The organism is Nonomuraea sp. NPDC001636 (assembly GCF_040298265.1).
Lineage (GTDB): Bacteria > Actinomycetota > Actinomycetes > Streptosporangiales > Streptosporangiaceae > Nonomuraea.
Genome location: NZ_JBEOZT010000014.1, coordinates 182,644 through 199,968 on the forward strand (window position 1 = coordinate 182,644; position 17,325 = coordinate 199,968).

Below are 17,325 nucleotides of genomic sequence, written 5' to 3' on the forward strand. Positions count from 1 at the left end.
CCGTCACAGCGGTATCGCCAGGCGCGAAGGTCGCGGCCAGGACCGCGTGGGGAGAAGCAGTCATCCCATCGTGCCTACCACACTTCTCACTGACTTGGGGTAAATCCAAGGGCAGGACTACGAGCTACTCATCGTGACAGACTTGAATCACTCGCCGGGACCCGTCGCGAGTGAAGGAGGCCCCATGACCACGGCCAAGGCCGCATCGAGCCCGGAGGAGCGGACCTATACAGAATCGGATCTCGTTCCCGTGCTGGAGACACTCTTCTCCTGGCGTGACGGCGATTTCCGGCGTCGGGTCCCGCACGCTCCTCCCGGCATCCTCAGCGAAGTGCGCCTGCTGCTGAACGAAGTGGCCGACCGCCGCGAACACCTCGCGAACGAGCTGGCGAGAGTTCGCAAAGAAGTCGTCAAGGAAGGGCGCTTCGGCGAGCGGCTGACGCCCGGCCCGGGCGTCGGGGCGTGGTCCGAGAGCGTCGAGTCGGTCAACATGCTGATCGACGCCCTGGTGAGCCCGGTCAGCGGCGCGGCCGACGTGATCGACGCGGTGGCCAAGGGCGACCTGTCGCGGCGCATCGACCTCGACCGGTCGGCCCGCGGCGAGGTGCGCCGCCTGGGCAAGGCCATCAACGGCATGGTCGACCAGCTCGCCCTGTTCAACTCCGAGGTCACCAGGGTCGCCCGCGAGGCGGGGACCGAGGGCCGGCTGGGCGGCAGCGCCAACCTGCGGGGCATGTCGGGAAGCTGGCGCGACCTCACCGAGGCCGTCAACACGATGTCCTCGCGCGTGGCCGCGCAGGTCCGCGACATCGCCGTGGTCACCACGGCGGTCGCCAAGGGCGACCTGAGCCGCAAGGTCACGGTCGACGCCGTGGGCGAGATGTTCGAGCTGAAGAACACCGTCAACACGATGGTCGACCAGCTCTCGGGCTTCGCCGAGGAGGTCACCCGCGTGGCCCGCGAGGTCGGCACCGAAGGCCAGCTGGGCGGCCAGGCGCAGGTCACCGGCGTGTCGGGCGTCTGGAAGGACCTCACCGACAACGTCAACTTCATGGCCAACAACCTGACCTCGCAGGTGCGCTCGATCGCCACCGTCGCGACGGCGGTCGCCCAGGGCAACCTGTCGAAGAAGATCACGGTTGACGCCGAGGGCGAGATCCTGCAGCTCAAGGACACCCTCAACACGATGGTCGACCAGCTGTCGTCCTTCGCCGACGAGGTCACCCGCGTGGCCCGCGAGGTCGGCACCGAGGGCAAGCTCGGCGGGCGCGCCGAGGTGAAGGGCGTGTCGGGCGTCTGGAAGGACCTCACCGACAACGTCAACTCGATGGCCAACAACCTGACCTACCAGGTGCGCAACATCGCCCAGGTGACCACGGCCGTGGCCAACGGCGACCTCACCCGCAAGATCGACGTCGACGCCCAGGGCGAGATCCTCGAACTCAAGTCGACCATGAACACGATGGTCGAGCAGCTGTCCTCGTTCGCCTCCGAGGTCACCCGCGTGGCCCGCGAGGTGGGCACGGAAGGCCAGCTCGGCGGGCAGGCGCAGGTGCGCGGCGTGTCCGGGGTCTGGAAGGACCTCACCGACAACGTCAACTCGATGGCCAACAACCTCACCTCGCAGGTGCGCCAGATCGCGGCCGTCTCGTCCGCGGTGGCGCAGGGCAACCTGTCGAAGAAGATCACCGTTGACGCGCAGGGCGAGATCCTGCAGCTCAAGGACACCCTCAACACGATGGTCGACCAGCTGTCGTCCTTCGCCGACGAGGTCACCCGCGTGGCCCGCGAGGTGGGCACGCAGGGGCAGCTCGGCGGCCAGGCGCGGGTGCAGGGCGTGTCGGGCGTGTGGAAGGACCTCACCGACAACGTCAACTTCATGGCGAACAACCTGACCTATCAGGTGCGCAACATCGCCGAGGTCACCACGGCCGTGGCCAACGGCGACCTCACCCGCAAGATCGACGTCGACGCCCAGGGCGAGATCCTGGCGCTGAAGACCACCATCAACCGGATGGTCGACCAGCTGTCCTCCTTCGCCTCCGAGGTCACCCGCGTGGCCCGCGAGGTGGGCTCGGAGGGCCAGCTCGGCGGCCAGGCCCGGGTCGAGGGCGTCGAGGGCACCTGGAAGCGGCTCACCGAGAGCGTCAACGAGCTGGCCGGCAACCTGACCACGCAGGTGCGCGCCATCGCGACCGTCACCAGCGCCGTGGCCCGGGGCGACCTGACCCGGTCGATCGCCGTCGAGGCGCAGGGCGAGCTGGCGGAGCTGAAGGACAACATCAACTCGATGGTGGCCAACCTCCGCGAGACCACCCAGGCCAACCAGGAACAGGACTGGCTCAAGTCCAACCTGGCCCGCATCTCCCGGCTCATGCAGGGCCACCGCGACCTGTTCGAGGTGGCCAAGCTGACGATGAGCGAGCTGACCCCGCTGGTCTCGGCCCGCTACGGCGCCTTCTACGGCATCGACCCCGAGGGCGACCACGAGCTGACGCTGATCGGCGGCTACGGCGTGCGTCCCGACCGGGGGCCGCGCCGGCGCTTCGCGATCGGCGAGGGCATCGTCGGCCAGGCGGCGGCCGAGGGCAGGCACATCATCCTCGACGACGTGCCGCCGCAGTTCATCACCATCGACAGCGGGCTCAGCCAGTCCACGCCCGCGCAGATCGTCGTGCTGCCGATCCTGTTCGAGAACCGCGTGCTCGGCGTGCTGGAGCTGGCCTCCTTCACCCCGTTCGGCGAGGTGCACCTCGACTTCCTGACGCAGCTCGTCGAGACCATCGGCGTCACGATGAACACGATCATCGCCAACTCCCGCACCGAAGACCTGCTGACCGAGTCCCAGCGGCTCACCCGCGAGCTGCAGGAGCGCTCCGACGAGCTCCAGCGGCAGCAGGAGGAGCTGCGCAGGTCCAACGCCGAGCTGGAGGACAAGGCGGCGCTGCTGGCCAAGCAGAACCGCGCGATCGAGATCCAGAACTTCCAGATCGAGCAGGCCCGCCGCACCCTGGAGGAGCGCGCCGAGCAGCTCGCGGTCTCCTCGCGGTACAAGTCCGAGTTCCTCGCGAACATGTCCCACGAGCTGCGCACGCCGCTCAACAGCCTGCTGGTGCTGGCCAAGCTGCTGACCGAGAACGCCGAGGGCAACCTGACGTCCCAGCAGGTCGAGTTCGCCCGCACGATCCACAGCGCGGGCTCGGCGCTGCTGCAGCTCATCAACGACATGCTCGACCTGTCGAAGGTCGAGGCGGGCCGGATGGACATCCATCCGATCCAGGTGTCGCTGCCCAAGATGGTCGACCTGCTGGAGGCGGCCTTCGCGCCGCTGGCCCAGGACAAGGGGTTGTCCTTCGGCGTCGAGGTGGCCTCCGACGTGCCGAGCGAGCTGCGGGCCGACGAGCAGCGCCTGCAGCAGGTGCTGCGCAACCTGCTGTCCAACGCGGTGAAGTTCACCCCGAAGGGCGAGGTCAAGCTGCGGGTCGCGGCGGCGCCCCGAGGGGTCGACTTCGACGACGACACCCTCCACGACGCCACCGACCTGCTGGCCTTCCAGGTGATCGACACCGGCATCGGCATCGCGCCCGACAAGCGCGAGGTCATCTTCGAGGCGTTCCGGCAGGCCGACGGCACCACCAGCCGCAAGTACGGCGGCACCGGCCTCGGCCTGGCCATCTGCCGCGACATCGCCCGGCTGCTCGGCGGCGAGATCCACGTCGAGAGCGAGCTGGGCAAGGGCAGCACGTTCACCCTCTACCTGCCGGCCTCCTACACCGGCCCGCTGGCCGCCACCGACGGCAGCACGGCCCCGCGCCGGCAGCTCATGACCTCGCCCGCCGAGGAGCAGGCCGCCGCCGCGACCCTGCCCGAGCCGCCGCCGCCGCTCGACATGCCGATGCCCGAGCTGGTCGAGCCGCCGGTGGAGACGCCCGTCCAGTGGCAGGGCGACGACCCGCTCAACGGCGCCAAGATCCTCATCGTCGACGACGACATCCGCAACGTGTTCGCCCTCACCAGCGTGCTGGAACGACACGGATCGACGGTCGTCTACGCCGAGAACGGCCGCGAGGGGATCGAGCAGCTCGAACGGAACGAAGACGTCGCGCTCGTGCTGATGGACATCATGATGCCGGAGATGGACGGCTGGGCCACGACCTCGGCCATCCGGCGCATGCCCCAGTTCGCCGACCTGCCGATCATCGCGCTGACCGCTAAGGTCATGCGTGGTGATCGCGAGAAGAGCATCGCCTCGGGCGCGTCCGACTACGTGCCCAAGCCGGTCGACGTCGATCGCCTGCTCGAACGGCTGCGCGGCTGGCTCAGCCGTGGGCGGGGAGCCACGACCGACTCGTCGCCCTCAACCGCTGAAGGGTCGTGATCGATGCCGGACCGTGCAAAGATTCTCCTGGTCGACGACCGCGAGGAGAACCTGATCGCCCTGGAGGCGATCCTCAGCTCGCTCGACCTGGTGCCCGTACGCGCCAGGTCCGGCGAGGAGGCGCTCAAGGCGCTGCTCAACACCGAGTTCGCGCTGATCCTGCTCGACGTCCGGATGCCGGGCATGGACGGCTTCGAGACGGCCGCCCACATCAAGCGGCGGGAGCGGACCAGGAACATCCCGATCATCTTCCTGACCGTGGTCGACAGCGCCCCCGACTACGCCTTCCGCGGATACGCGGCGGGGGCGGTCGACTATCTCACCAAGCCGTTCGACCCCTGGGTGCTGCGGGCGAAGGTGTCGGTGTTCACCGAGCTCTACAACATGAACAAGCGCCTGGCCGAGCAGGCGTCGTTGCTGCGCGAGCGGGTGACCGGCGAGCTGCCGCCCGGAGCGGGTGACCACGCGTCGGTCCTGCCGGAGTTGTCCCGGCGGCTGACGGCGGTGGAGGACGAGCTGGCCCGGGTGCGGGAGCTGGCCCGCAAGTCGCAGGATCCGGCGCTTTCCGTGCCGCTGGCCGACCTGGGCGATCGGGTCGCCCACCTGCGCGCCGGCTTCGACGCGCTGTCCTGATCTCGTCCCGTCCGACGCCCGGGTCGCCGCTCATGGCGCCCGGGCGTCTGGCTTGCCGTGCGGGAGAGGGTCAGTGGCGGGCGCGTTCGAGGGCGTCCCAGAAGCCGCGGCGCAGGGCGTGGCGGACCTCGTCGTGCAGGAGGAAGTCGATCGGCAGCGACGAGCCCTGCAGGAGGCGGGCCTCCAGGTCGGAGGGCATGCGCGGCTTGCGGGCCAGCACCGCCTCCAGCCACAGCGCGGGCGCGTCGCGGGCCACGGACTCGCCGAAGTCGTGCCCTTCGCGATGGGCGGCCTTCACGGCGTCGGCCAGCGTGGTGGCCCCGGCGGTGGCGGCGGGCGGCGGGGAGACGGGCGCGGCCTGCGGCCCGGTGTACGGCCCGAGCTGCGCCGGCTGGTAGGCGCCCCCCGAGGACGGCGTGGCGAACTGCCCGGTGCTGGGCGAGGCGGACTGCGGCTGCTGCAGCGGCCCGGTCGCCGGCGCGGCCGGCGGCACGGACGGCGGGATCGACGGCGGCTGCTCCTGGTACCCCGAGTACGAGGGCAGCACCGGCGGCGTGGCCGACCGCCCGCCCGAGGACGCCTGCCCGTTGGCGGACGAGGCGCCGGAGGAGGGGGCCGCGTGGCTCCCGGAGTGCTGCCCGGCCGCGTGGCTGCCCGAGGACGACGCCGGCGGCAGCGAGGCCGTCGGGGTCGCCGGGGTCGCCGGGGTCGCGGGCGGCAGCGAGGGGGCGGCGTGCCCGTTGCTGAGCGGCTGGTGGTGGCCGTTGGAGGACTCAGTGACGCCGCTCACCATCGTGACGTAGGGCCGCAGGTGGGCGTTGCCCAGCTCGACCAGGTCGTCGCACTCCTGCCGCAGCGACCGGGACACGGCCCACCCGCCGTCGGCGGCGATGTGGATGACGGTGACCCTGATGCCGAGGTCCTGGGCGTCGCACACCACCTGGGCGAGGTCTTCGTCGCCGCTGACGACGACGGCGTCGCAGATGGCGTTGTTGCGGGCGAGGGTCATGAGGTCGCGATGGACCTGGGCGTCGACGCCTTCGCGGCGGCCCGGCCGGATGCGCGACAGCCTGAGCTTGAGGCCCGGGATGTCGGCCAGCGCGTCGTGCTCCGGGGTGCGGCGGCCCTCGACGGTCGCCTCGTACCAGTAGCACCGCAGCAGCGGCAGGCCCGTGCGTTCGCGCGACAGGTTGGTCATCAGCTGGAGGAGCCCGGGATAGTCCCAGGCGACGGCCTCTCGATGGCGAGTGCCGTGCACGGCCATCGCTCCGTCTGCCAGCAGATAGCCGGCGTCCACGAACAGCGCACAGCGATCCACTGACACCGCCCCTTTCCTGGTGGTCCGACCTTGCTGGCTCTGCACCGTCAGAGACCGGACTCGGCGGCCCTCTTTCAGGGTAATGAAAGCAGGTGATCGCGCGAGGGTGAATCCCGACGATTCGACCGCGGGCCGCCGTGCAGCCAGACCATTTAGGCAGACCGTACCAGTTCGTCCTGTTTGCGGTCATGAGCGTGCCCTGACGGTCAGCGCGGCCGCTCCGAAGAGCACGACGTCCTTGTCGGTCACGATCGTCAGCGCCGGATCGCGGCCCAGCTCGGCCTCGACCGTGTCGACGTCGACGCCGAAGGTCATGCCACTGGCGCCGTTGGCGGAGCCGTCGAAGACGTTGCCGCGCTCGCGGTCGCCGCCCTCCGGGACGATCGCGCCGGTGCCGAGCGAGACCTTGTCGCCCTGAAGATCGGCGTCGCCCTCCCAGGTCACCAGCTCGGCCCTGGCCGGCGCGGCGGCCGGGCCCAGGCCGCCGAGCGGCATGCGCACCTTCCTGTCCGCGCCGCCGATCACGGTCGCCGTGTCGAGCACCACGGCCTGGCTGTACGGCTGCCGCGGCCCGGTCACGACCACCACCAGGCTCCACCCGGCGTGGCTGGAGGCCCCCTCCGCCATCGGCGCGTCGGCCGCCCACCACAGGCCGCCCTGCCGCGCCTGCCCGGCCAGCGCCGTGACGTCGGCGAACGCCTGGTAGGCCGGGCCCAGCGGCATGTCGAGGGCCGTGACGTGGTCGGGACGGACCGACACGTACGTGCGCCGGCCCGGCGCCCTGACCTTGACGGGCCCCGCCGCCGCGCCGCTCGCCGACCAGTAGAGGCCGGCCCACACGACCCGGCTGTCCTTGGGCAGAGTGAGCCGGGCCGCGCTGGAGGCGCTGGTGGCCGGGCTGGCGTCCTGGTCGAGGGGGGTCATCGGCCACAGGTCGTTGTCGCGCTGGTCGCCCTGGCGGCGCCTGGCCTCGGGACAGCCGTCGTGCTCCTCGGGACAGCTCAGCAGCGTGTTGCCGATCGCCCGGACGGCCACCCTGCCCTCGGTGGCGAACCTGGCCGACGCCCCCACCGTGCGCACGCCCTGCGCCGCCCGCGCGTTGACGTGAAGGTCGTCGGCGTCGACGCGCACGGCGGGCCCGGCGCCCTCCGGAGCCAGCTCCGACACCAGCACGCGCAGGAACACCGCCGTGCCCTGCCCGGCGGCCAGCGGCTGCCTGGCGCACCGCGCGCCCTGCCCGGCCTGCCGGCAGGACCAGCCGTCGACCGTGCCCACGGGTTCGAGCAGCGCCACGCCGTGGCCGCGCCTGGCCGGCGGCAGGAGGGTCACGCCGGGCGGCAGCTCGACGGTCGCGGCCAGCTCGCCGCTCGGGCCGTCGCCGTCGTTGCGCAGGCGCATGCCGACGATGCCGGGCTGGGCGCGGACGAGGGCGCCGAGCGCGCCGATCGTGGCCCGCAGCCGCGCCCTGCCCCGCGGCTCCCTCCGCGGCGGCGGGACGCGCGCCGGCGACTCGCTCGCCACGGGCAGCGGCACCGGCCGCACCGACACCGGGGACTGGGCCACCGGCGTCGGCGTGGCCACCGGCCGCTCGGCCACCGGCGACTCCCCCGACACCAGCACGAACGCCGCCACCGCCGCGGACGCGACCGCGACACTGCCCGCCGCCACGACCTGCTGCCGCGAGGGCGCCCGCCGCAACCAGCCGAACAGCCGCAGCAGCCAGCCCGCTCCGCCGCCGGCCGCGCCCGCCTTGGCCAGCGCCGCGGCGTAGCCGCCGAACACCGGGCCGGCGATCAGCGGGCCGACGATGACGCGCAGGCCGCGGTTGACGTCGGTCAGTTCGAGCAGGACGCCGTGGCACTCCTCGCAGTCGTTGACGTGGTCGTCGACCGCGCGCGAGTCGCGCCTGGCCAGGCCGCCCCTGACGTAGGCGCCCATCTTGCCGAGCACCGGACGGCACTCGTGCTGCGGCGCCGCGCGCAGGTGCATCTGCAGGTACGCCTGCCGCAGCCCCTCGCGCGCCCGGTAGGCCAGCGCCGCCACCCCGTTGGCCGACAGGCCGAGCAGCGGCGCGACCTCGGCGGGCTTGCACTTCTCCACCTCGGTGTGCCAGAGCACCGCCCGCCACCGCTCGGGCAGCGACAGGAACGCGCGCGAGATCATCGACCGCTCCAGGCCGACCAGCGCGGGATCGACGAAGGGCACGCCCGCGTCGTAGCGCTCGATCTCGCCGGTGGTCACCTGGCGGCTCTCGACCCGGCCGCGGTCGTAGACGGTACGGCGCACGACGGTCAGCAGGTACGTGCGGAACCCCGACTCGGGCCCGCCTCCCCTGCCCACCAGGTCGAGGATCTTCGTGAACGACTCGGCCACGACGTCCTCGACCTCGGACTCGCCCCTGACGAGCTGCCTGGCCAGCGCGCGGGCCGCGGCCACGTGACGCTCGTAGAGCCGTCCGTACGCGGTCGCGTCGCCGGCGCGGACCTCCTTCAGCAGGTCCGCATCGCTTCGCGGCGATTCCACACTCATTGTGACCTCACGATTACAGGGGGTTGCCCCGCGCAATCATTCCGCATTCTCCGTCATGACTAAACCGGAGCGCCGTCTTTACCTCTGAGGACCACGGGAGGACGCATGGACGAGGACGTGCTGTCGCGCTGGCGCGGACGGAGCATGACGGAGGGCTGGTCGCTGGCCGACGACTGGTGGACCCCGGCGGTGGCGTACGCGATCAAGGCCGTGACGGACGGCGGCGACCTGCCGCGCGCCTGCGAGGAACTGGGCGCGGCGCGGGCGGGAGCCGGGGTGGGGATCACCGAGGGGCTGGGCGACCTGGCGGCGCTGTTCGCCGTCACCGATCGAGGAGAGCCGACGTTCCCGCTGGTGCGGGCGTACGCGGCCGGGTGGGCCGAGCAGAGCTTCGCGCCCATGAACGACCTGCAGTGCGAGGACCCGCTGACCGGCCTGGCCACGGTGGCCTACCTGCGGACCAGGCTGGGCGAGCTCTACCGGGGGGCGGTCGCGGGCGGGCACCTGCTGGTGGTGGCCGAGCCGTACGGGCAGATCGCCGAACTGGCCGAGCGGCTGGCGGCGGCGCTCAACCTGGCCACGGCGCTGCGCAAGGCGTTCACCGGCGACGAGACGCTGGCGCTGCTCGCGCCCACCCGCGTCGGCGCGGTGACCAGGGAGGACGATCGGCTGGCCGGCAAGGTCGCCGACCTGCGCGCCACGGAGATCCTGCACGGCCGCCACCCCCGCGTCCGGGTGCGCCGGCTCCCCCGCGCGCACGCGCAGGCCCTGGCTCTCATCAGGACGCTGAGCCTGGGACCCTAAGCTTGGGCGCATGACAGACCGCGACAACCTGCTGGCCGAGATCAAGCGCAAGGCCGTCGTCCACGGCAAGGTCACGCTCTCCTCGGGCAAGGAGGCCGACTTCTACCTCGACCTGCGGCGGATCACGCTCGACGGGGTGGCCGCGCCGCTCGTCGGCAAGGTGATGCTCGACCTGACGGACGATCTCGACTTCGACGCCGTCGGCGGGCTCACGATGGGGGCCGACCCGGTGGCCTGCGCGATGCTGCACGCGGCGGCGGCGCGCGGGCGCACGCTCGACGCGTTCGTGGTGCGCAAGGCGCAGAAGTCGCACGGCATGCAGCGCCGGATCGAGGGGCCCGAGGTGAAGGGCCGCCGGGTGCTGGCCGTGGAGGACACCTCGACGACCGGCGGCTCGCCGCTGACCGCCGTGGAGGCGCTGCGGGAGGCGGGCGCCGAGGTGGTGGCCGTGGCCACGATCGTCGACCGGGGCGCGGGCGCGCGGATGGCGGAGGAGGGGCTCGACTACCGCACCGCCTTCACCCTCCAGGACCTCGGGCTGTGAAGGCCTCCCTCGCGCCCTGCTCGCCGGGCGCGCGGGGGCTGCCGTTCTCGATGCGCACGGTCGGCGCCCGGCCCTCGCTCGCCCGCGCGACCGCTGACCCTGCCGTGGAGGCCGGCCGCTCCGGCTGCGCGCCGGACGAGCCGGACGAGCCGATCAGGGCGCGCACGCCGACGACCGCCAGCGTCACCACGGCCCCCACCGCGAGGACGACGAGGGCGGATCGGGCGATTCCCATCGGATCTGACCTGTGGCGTCCCACGGGGGGCACTGTACCCGGTGGTCACTCAAGGGCCCTGGTCAAGCGCCGGGGGCCCTTGGCTGGTGTCAGTGCTGGGGGTCAGTGCTGGGGGTCGGTGCTGGAGGGCACGCGGTGGTGCTTGCCGTTGGGCAGCGGCAGCCGCTTGCGCTCGCGGCGCTTCTTGACGACCTCGATGATGATCGGGATCAGCGAGATGAAGACGATGATGAACACGCCCGGCAGGATGTACTTGTCGATCTGCTTGGGATCGACCTTGCTGCCGAGGAAGTAGCCGAGCAGCACCAGGCCCTCGACCCAGACCACGCCGCCGATGACGTTCCACACGAAGAAGCGCCTGGCGGGCATCTCCAGGACGCCGGCCACCGGGTTCATGAACGTGCGGACGATCGGCACGAACCGCGCCAGCACGACCGCCCGCGCCGGGCCGAACTTCTGGAAGAACTCCTCGGCGCGGGCCACGTGTTCGCGTTTGAACAGCCGCGAGTCGGGCCGGTCGAACATCTTCCTGCCGAACCTGGCCCCCAGGAAGTGGCCGAGCTGGGCGCCCGCGATGGCGCACAACGGTGTGCCGATCACCAGGACGGGGAAGGAGATCGGCGGCGGCTCGCCCACGACCAGCGACGCGGAACTGAAGATCCCCGCCGCCACCAGCAGCGAGTCGCCCGGCAGGAAGAAGCCGAGCAGCAGACCCGTCTCGGCGAAGATGATCGCCAGGACGCCGATGGTGGCGAAGGCGCCGAGGATGGTGAGCCACCACGTCGGGTCGAGGAGATTCCAGAGCCAGTCCACCCCGTGAGCCTACCTGGAGCCGAGCGAATCGGATGTGGCCATCCGGCACGCGTTGTCACTACCAGTTGTGGTGAGGAGCCGGGATACTGGGCAGGCGCGAAGCCGTACTTCTCAGGGAGATGACTCATGCCCATCGCGACTCCAGAGGTCTACGCCGAGATGCTCGACCGTGCCAAGGCGGGCGGGTTCGCCTATCCGGCGATCAACGTGACCTCTTCTCAGACCTTGAACGCCGCGCTGCGCGGGTTCGCCGAGGCCGAGAGCGACGGCATCGTGCAGGTGTCCACCGGCGGCGCCGAGTTCCTCTCCGGCACGACGGTCAAGGACATGGTGACGGGCGCGACCGCGCTGGCCGAGTACGCGCGGGTGGTGGCCGCCAAGTACCCGGTCACGGTGGCGCTGCACACCGACCACTGCCCGAAGGACAAGCTCGACGGCTACATGCGGCCGCTGATCGACATCTCGCTGGAGCGGGTGTCCAAGGGCCTCGACCCGCTCTTCCAGTCGCACATGTGGGACGGCTCGGCCGTGCCGCTGGAGGAGAACCTGGAGATCGCCAAGGAGCTCCTGGACAAGTGCGCCCGCGCCCGGATCATCATGGAGATGGAGATCGGCGTCGTCGGCGGCGAGGAGGACGGCGTCGTCGGCGAGATCAACGAGAAGCTCTACACCACCGCCGAGGACGCGCTGGCCACGGCCGAGGCCGTCGGCGTCGGCGACCGGGGCCGCTACATGCTGGCCGCCACGTTCGGCAACGTGCACGGCGTCTACAAGCCGGGCCACGTGAAGCTGCGGCCGAGCGTGCTGAAGGAGATCCAGGACGCGGTCGGCGCCAAGTACGGCAAGGACAAGCCGTTCGACCTGGTCTTCCACGGCGGCTCCGGCTCGCTGCTGGAGGAGATCCACGAGGCCATCTCCTACGGCGTGGTGAAGATGAACGTCGACACCGACACCCAGTACGCCTTCACCAGGCCGATCGCCGACCACATGTTCCGCAACTACGACGGCGTGCTGAAGGTCGACGGCGAGGTCGGCAACAAGAAGGCCTACGACCCGCGCGCCTACGGCAAGAGCGCCGAGACCGGCATGGCGGCCCGCGTGGCGGAGGCCTGCCACAACCTCAAGAGCAGTGGGACGAAGATCTCCTAGCCACTTGGGCGGCACGGCGGGTATGACTTGTCCTATGGATAACCTTCTCGCCGGGCCGCCCCCGACTCACCTGCCGGACCTGCCCGAGGCCAGGGAGGCGCTGGAATCCGGGGCCAAGGCCGCCGACGTGGCCGCCCGCTTCCCCGCCCACCCGGCGGCCTGGGCCGCGCTCGCGGAGGAGTACTTCGCGCAGGGCCATGCCGTCACCTCCTACGCCTTCGCCCGCACGGGCTACCATCGCGGCCTCGACCAGCTGCGCAGGAACGGCTGGAAGGGCCACGGCCCCATCCCTTGGGAGCACGAGCCCAACCGCGGCTTCCTGCGCTGCCTGCACGCCCTGTCCAGGGCGGCGCAGTCCATCGGCGAGAAGGACGAGGCCGAGCGCTGCCTGCAGTTCCTCAAGGACAGCAGCGAGACCGGATATGAGGCGCTGACCAGGAGTTAGCAGCGCATTGGGCCCGCATTGGGCCCACGCGCCTTGGGACGAATGGGCAGACTCGGGTAGTCTCTCTACGCAAGAGCCCCTGTCGCACTTGCGCCAGGGGTTTCGTTTTGTGCTCGGGAGACTGAACAATGCCGGCTGCCGTTCTCGTTGGGGCCCAGTGGGGCGATGAGGGCAAGGGCAAGGCCACCGACCTGCTCGGTGGCGACGTCGACTACGTCGTCCGTTATCAGGGTGGCAACAACGCGGGACACACCGTCGTCATCGGTGACCAGAAATACGCTCTGCATCTTCTGCCGACGGGGATCCTGTCGCCGGACGTCGTGCCGGTGATCGGCAACGGTGTGGTGATCGACCCGGGGGTGCTGCTGAGCGAGATCGACGGGCTGGCCGCGCGGGGCATCTCCGCCGAACGCCTGCTGATCTCCTCCAACGCGCACCTGATCATGCCGCACCACAAGGCGCTGGACAAGGTCACCGAGCGCTATCTGGGCAAGGCCAAGATCGGCACCACCGGACGCGGCATCGGCCCCGCGTACGGCGACAAGATCGCCCGGATGGGCGTGCGGGTCCAGGACCTGCTCGACCCGGGCATCCTGGCCAAGAAGATCGAGGTCGCCCTGACCGAGAAGAACCAGGTGCTGACCAAGGTCTACAACCGGCGCGGCATCGACCCGGCCGCCGTGCTGGAGGAGTACCTGGCCTACGCCGAACGGCTCAAGCCGCACATCGCCGACACCTCGCTGGTGCTCTCCAAGGCGCTGGACGAGGGCAAGTTCGTGCTGCTGGAGGGCGGTCAGGGCACGCTGCTGGACATCGACCACGGCACGTACCCGTTCGTCACCTCCTCCTCGCCGACGTCCGGGGGCGCGTGCGCCGGGGCGGGCATCCCGCCGAACCGGCTCACGAAGATCATCGGGATCCTGAAGGCGTACACCACCCGCGTGGGCTCGGGGCCGTTCCCGACCGAGCTGACCGACGAGACGGGCGAGTGGCTGCGCAGGACCGGCGGCGAGTACGGCGTCACCACCGGCCGCGACCGTCGCTGCGGCTGGTTCGACGCGGTGATCGCCCGCTACGCGACCCGGATCAACGGGATCACCGACTACTTCCTCACCAAGCTCGACATCCTGTCGGGGCTGGAGCGCATCCCGGTGTGCGTGGCCTACGAGGTCGACGGCGTGCGGTTCGACGAGATCCCGATGACCCAGACCGACTTCCACCACGCGGTCCCGGTCTACGAGGAGCTGCCGGGCTGGAAGGAGGACATCTCCAACGCCAAGTCGTTCGACGACCTGCCGCCGAACGCGCAGTCGTACGTGCGGGCGCTGGAGGAGATGAGCGGGGCGCCCATCTCGGCGATCGGCGTCGGCCCCGGCCGCGACCAGACCGTGGTGGTGCGGTCGCTGGTCTGACCGGCACGTGACGAGGGGCCCGGCGCGAGAACGCGCCGGGCCCCTCGCGTGTCAGGGGCCCACGGCCGGACGGCGGGCTCCCCGCATGCCGCCGGACTACGGCCGGACGGCGGGCTCGTCCTTCGCCGGGCCCTCGGCGGTGAGGACGGCGGCGGTCATCGGGGTGTGCAGGGTCCAGCCCAGGGTCTCGTACAGGGCCTGGCCCGCCTCGGTGGCGACCAGGATGCCCGTGCGGGCGCCCCGGGAGACGGCGGCGGCGGCGAGCGCGGCCATGACGACCGTGCCGAGGCCGCGCCGGCGGTGTTCGGCGGCCGTCTCCACCTGGTCGATCACGGCGGCCCGGTCCGCGACGGCGAACTGGCCGCGCGCCGCGACCTCGCCCGCGGCCGTGAGCAGCCGGGCCACGGTCACCCCCGCCCTGGTGGTGATCGCCAGGGTGTACCCCGCGGGGGCCTTCGGGGTGGTCCGGGCCAGGGACGCGGTGGTCATCATGTACTCCTGCTCCTGCACGGACCACCGCGGGGGCAGGGAGGGGGCGACCGCCTCGGCTGGGGCGCAGAGCTTGAGCCAGGTGCCGGGGACGATGAGGGTGCCGGTCAGATGGTCCAGGATCTCCGCGGTAGGGGTGGGGACGACGTGCCGCGCCACGTGGCCGGGAAGGCCGACGTCCACTCTGAGGCCCCACGGTTCGGGTACGGGCCGCGGGGCGTTGCGGGAGATCACCCAGCCGTCCACCCATGCCCGGACTGTTGCTGAATGGGCATGTTTGAGAACCTCCGTCATGAGCTCCAGCTTATTGCAAGGTAGTTGCATTTATCGCGCAATAAGGGGGCGGAGAGTCCTCTTGGCCGCCTTCGCCTCCGACCGGGCGTAGCAGGATAAAAAGGACACGGCGTGGCACTGCCTCAGCGGGGCTCGCGCCGGGTAGTGTCCCCGGTGTGCGCGTTGAGATTCATGGTCACCGAGGAGCGCGGGGCCTGTGGCCGGAGAACACCCTGCCAGGGCTGAGCCGCACGATGGAGCTGGGCGTTCACGCGCTTGAGCTCGACGTCGCCCTCACCGCCGATCGCCGCCTCGTGCTCACGCACGACCTCACAGTCTCGGCCGTCACCAGTGCCGACCGCCGTCCGCTGCGGCAGGGCGATCCGCTCTTCCCGTACGTCGGCAAGCCGATCAACGCGCTCAGCCTCGCCCAGCTGCGCACGCTCGACGTGGGCGTACGCCTGCCGCGCCACCTCGACGACCCGTTCGCGCTCACCCAGGTCGCCATGCCGGAGACCAGGATGCCGACGCTCGGCGCGGTGCTCGGGCTGGTCAACGCCTACGAGGCCGAGCACGTGCGGCTGCACGTCGAGCTGAAGTCCGACCCGACCAGGCCGGAGCTGACGGCCGACCCGGAGATGTTCACCGAGCTGGTGGTCGAGGAGCTCGACCGGCACGGCAGGCTGGGCAACGCCGCCGTCCTCAGCTTCGACTGGCGCGTCATCAGGCACGCGGCCCGGCTGGCGCCGTCGGCCAGGCGGTTCGCGCTGATCGAGCTCGACACGCTCCACTGGCACGAGGGCGGGCTGGGCGACGACATCCCGGCCGCCGCCCGCGAGGCCGGGGCCACCACGCTCTCGCCCGAACACGTCATGGTCGACGAGAAGCTGATGGCCCAGGCGGCCGCGGCGGGCCTCGACGTGGCGGTCTGGACGGTCAACGACCAGGCCCTGGCCGGACGCATGATCGACCTCGGCGTGGCCGGGATCGTGACCGACTACCCCGACCGCATGCGGGCGCTGTGGCGCGAGCGCGGCCTCGATCTGCCGGAGGGCGTCCGGCCGCTCAAGCCCGTGAGCGTCTGAGCACCGCTGAAGCCCCCGAGCGTCTGAGCGCCGCGCAGGCCGCCGAGCATTCGGACGCGTCGTTCAGAGCCAGCCGTTGCGGCGGAAGCCGCGGTGCAGCAGCACGCAGGCCGTGATCATCACGGCCAGCACCGCCGGATAACCCCAGACCTGCTTGGTCTCGGGCATGAAGTCGAAGTTCATGCCGTAGATGCCGGCGATCATCGTCGGCACGGCCAGGATGGCGACCCACGACGAGATCTTGCGCATGTCCTCGTTGGCCAGGGCGTTCGAGCGGGCCAGGGCGGCCTGCAGGATCGAGCTGCACAGTTCGTTGGAGGACTCGACCTGCTCGCACACGCGGGACAGGTGGTCGCCGACGTCGCGGAAGTACTCGCGCATCTCCGAGGGGATGACGCGGCGCTGCGGCAGCGCCGACAGCGGCGACTGCAGCGGGGTCACGGCCCGCTTCATCTCCAGCATCTCCCGCTTGAGCTGGTAGATCCGGTTGATGTCGCGGGAGCTGACGTCGGCGAAGACGGTCGCCTCGACCTCTTCCAGCTCCAGCTGCATCAGGTCGGCCACCTGGAGGTACTGGTCGACGACGTGGTCGGCGATGGCGTGCAGCACGCCGGCCGGGCCGCGGTTCATCAGCTTGGGCTTGTCCTCAAGGCGCTCGCGGACCAGGGTGAGCGGGCAGTGCTCGCCGTGGCGCACGGTGACCACGAAGTCGACCCCGAGGAACACCATGATCTCGCCGGTGGCGATGATCTCGCTGTTGGCCGTCAGCTCGTCGTGGTCGAGGTAGGCGACCGTCTTCAGCACCATGAACAGCGACTCGCCGTAGCGCTCGACCTTGGGACGCTGGTGGGCCTTGACCGCGTCCTCGACGGCCAGCGGGTGCAGCCCGAAGACCTCGGACAACCACTCCACCTCGGGCGCCTCGGGCTCGTGCAGCCCGACCCAGACGAACGCGTTCGCGCCGTCGGAGTTCTTGTTGTGCTCGCGGACGAGGTCGAGGGACTCGACGATGCCCGGGGCGCAGACCTTCTTGCCCTGGATGTAGGCGCCGAATTCGACGATGGAGTCGACAGGGGGCACGCAGACCTCACGCACCGGCTTGGTGAGCGGGCGTGCGGCGTGCGGCTGAACAGGGTGACGGTTGATGCGACGGAAAAGCGTGGACGAGCGCATGGCAGTCCCTTTCCGCCCGACCTGGCACGCTCCACGCGCGATGAA

The 17,325-nt window shown here is 71.0% G+C and carries 14 protein-coding genes; 8 read left to right on the forward strand and 6 right to left on the reverse strand.

What is annotated here, in order from left to right; all coding sequences use genetic code 11:
- Nucleotides 1-184: 184 nt before the first annotated feature.
- Together ABT158_RS25915 and ABT158_RS25920 are read left to right on the forward strand one after the other, a co-directional pair.
- On the forward strand, nt 185-4,378 hold the full coding sequence (locus ABT158_RS25915) for a HAMP domain-containing protein (RefSeq protein WP_352357525.1): 4,194 nt from the start codon (nt 185-187) through the stop codon (nt 4,376-4,378).
- A 3-nt stretch (nt 4,379-4,381) separates the two neighbouring features.
- Nucleotides 4,382-5,011, forward strand: a complete 630-nt coding sequence (locus ABT158_RS25920; protein ID WP_352357527.1) for a response regulator — start codon at nt 4,382-4,384, stop codon at nt 5,009-5,011.
- 70 nt (nt 5,012-5,081) lie between these two features.
- On the opposite strand, the gene ABT158_RS25925 is transcribed toward ABT158_RS25920, so the two are convergent.
- A complete protein-coding gene (locus ABT158_RS25925; protein ID WP_352357529.1) occupies nt 5,082-6,329 on the reverse strand; it encodes an NYN domain-containing protein in 1,248 nt (415 codons plus the stop codon).
- A 186-nt stretch (nt 6,330-6,515) separates the two neighbouring features.
- Nucleotides 6,516-8,852 carry a sigma-70 family RNA polymerase sigma factor gene (locus ABT158_RS25930; protein WP_352357531.1) on the reverse strand — a complete coding sequence of 779 codons (2,337 nt, stop codon included), beginning with the start codon at nt 8,850-8,852 and terminating at the stop codon, nt 6,516-6,518.
- 111 nt (nt 8,853-8,963) lie between these two features.
- On the opposite strand from ABT158_RS25930, the gene ABT158_RS25935 reads away from it, so the two are divergent.
- Both ABT158_RS25935 and pyrE read left to right on the forward strand, forming a co-directional pair.
- A complete protein-coding gene (locus ABT158_RS25935) occupies nt 8,964-9,662 on the forward strand; it encodes a hypothetical protein (protein WP_352357533.1) in 699 nt (232 codons plus the stop codon).
- Nucleotides 9,663-9,672: 10 nt separating this feature from the next.
- Nucleotides 9,673-10,206: an orotate phosphoribosyltransferase gene (pyrE, locus tag ABT158_RS25940; protein WP_352357535.1), complete on the forward strand. Its 534-nt coding sequence runs from the start codon at nt 9,673-9,675 to the stop codon at nt 10,204-10,206.
- Here pyrE and ABT158_RS25945 read toward each other — a convergent pair.
- Together ABT158_RS25945 and ABT158_RS25950 are read right to left on the reverse strand one after the other, a co-directional pair.
- Complete coding sequence (locus tag ABT158_RS25945; protein ID WP_352357537.1) at nt 10,181-10,441, reverse strand: hypothetical protein; 261 nt, start codon at nt 10,439-10,441, stop codon at nt 10,181-10,183. The two genes, pyrE and ABT158_RS25945, sit on opposite strands and share 26 nt — an antisense overlap.
- A gap of 102 nt (nt 10,442-10,543) precedes the next feature.
- Nucleotides 10,544-11,254 (reverse strand): DedA family protein, encoded by a 711-nt coding sequence (locus tag ABT158_RS25950; RefSeq protein ID WP_352357539.1) that lies wholly within the window; start codon nt 11,252-11,254, stop codon nt 10,544-10,546.
- A gap of 126 nt (nt 11,255-11,380) precedes the next feature.
- Here ABT158_RS25950 and fbaA point away from each other — a divergent pair, with 126 nt between their 5' ends.
- From fbaA to ABT158_RS25965, 3 genes are all read left to right on the forward strand, one after another.
- Complete coding sequence (gene fbaA, locus ABT158_RS25955) at nt 11,381-12,403, forward strand: class II fructose-bisphosphate aldolase (protein WP_352357541.1); 1,023 nt, start codon at nt 11,381-11,383, stop codon at nt 12,401-12,403.
- Nucleotides 12,404-12,437: 34 nt separating this feature from the next.
- Complete coding sequence (locus tag ABT158_RS25960) at nt 12,438-12,848, forward strand: DUF3151 domain-containing protein (protein WP_352357543.1); 411 nt, start codon at nt 12,438-12,440, stop codon at nt 12,846-12,848.
- A gap of 128 nt (nt 12,849-12,976) precedes the next feature.
- Nucleotides 12,977-14,260: an adenylosuccinate synthase gene (locus ABT158_RS25965; RefSeq protein WP_352357545.1), complete on the forward strand. Its 1,284-nt coding sequence runs from the start codon at nt 12,977-12,979 to the stop codon at nt 14,258-14,260.
- Nucleotides 14,261-14,356: 96 nt separating this feature from the next.
- Here the strand turns inward: ABT158_RS25965 and ABT158_RS25970 are convergent, their stop codons facing one another.
- Entirely contained in the window at nt 14,357-14,932 is a 576-nt protein-coding gene (locus tag ABT158_RS25970) for a GNAT family N-acetyltransferase (RefSeq protein ID WP_352357547.1), read from the reverse strand.
- Nucleotides 14,933-15,198: 266 nt separating this feature from the next.
- Here ABT158_RS25970 and ABT158_RS25975 point away from each other — a divergent pair, with 266 nt between their 5' ends.
- Nucleotides 15,199-16,107, forward strand: coding sequence for a glycerophosphodiester phosphodiesterase family protein (locus tag ABT158_RS25975; RefSeq protein WP_352357549.1), 909 nt, complete (start codon nt 15,199-15,201; stop codon nt 16,105-16,107).
- A gap of 63 nt (nt 16,108-16,170) precedes the next feature.
- Here ABT158_RS25975 and corA read toward each other — a convergent pair whose 3' ends face one another.
- Nucleotides 16,171-17,187: a magnesium/cobalt transporter CorA gene (gene corA / locus ABT158_RS25980; RefSeq protein ID WP_352357551.1), complete on the reverse strand. Its 1,017-nt coding sequence runs from the start codon at nt 17,185-17,187 to the stop codon at nt 16,171-16,173.
- Between the last annotated feature and the right edge of the window lie 138 nt (nt 17,188-17,325).

Bases quoted from the DNA above. Each gene is read 5' to 3' on its own strand.
- fbaA (WP_352357541.1), top strand. From the start codon at position 11,381: ATGCCCATCGCGACTCCAGAGGTCTACGCCGAGATGCTCGACCGTGCC.
- pyrE (WP_352357535.1), top strand. From the start codon at position 9,673: ATGACAGACCGCGACAACCTGCTGGCCGAGATCAAGCGCAAGGCCGTC.
- ABT158_RS25945 (WP_352357537.1), bottom strand. From the start codon at position 10,441: ATGGGAATCGCCCGATCCGCCCTCGTCGTCCTCGCGGTGGGGGCCGTG.
- ABT158_RS25920 (WP_352357527.1), top strand. From the start codon at position 4,382: ATGCCGGACCGTGCAAAGATTCTCCTGGTCGACGACCGCGAGGAGAAC.
- ABT158_RS25965 (WP_352357545.1), top strand. From the start codon at position 12,977: ATGCCGGCTGCCGTTCTCGTTGGGGCCCAGTGGGGCGATGAGGGCAAG.
- ABT158_RS25960 (WP_352357543.1), top strand. From the start codon at position 12,438: ATGGATAACCTTCTCGCCGGGCCGCCCCCGACTCACCTGCCGGACCTG.
- ABT158_RS25935 (WP_352357533.1), top strand. From the start codon at position 8,964: ATGGACGAGGACGTGCTGTCGCGCTGGCGCGGACGGAGCATGACGGAG.
- ABT158_RS25915 (WP_352357525.1), top strand. From the start codon at position 185: ATGACCACGGCCAAGGCCGCATCGAGCCCGGAGGAGCGGACCTATACA.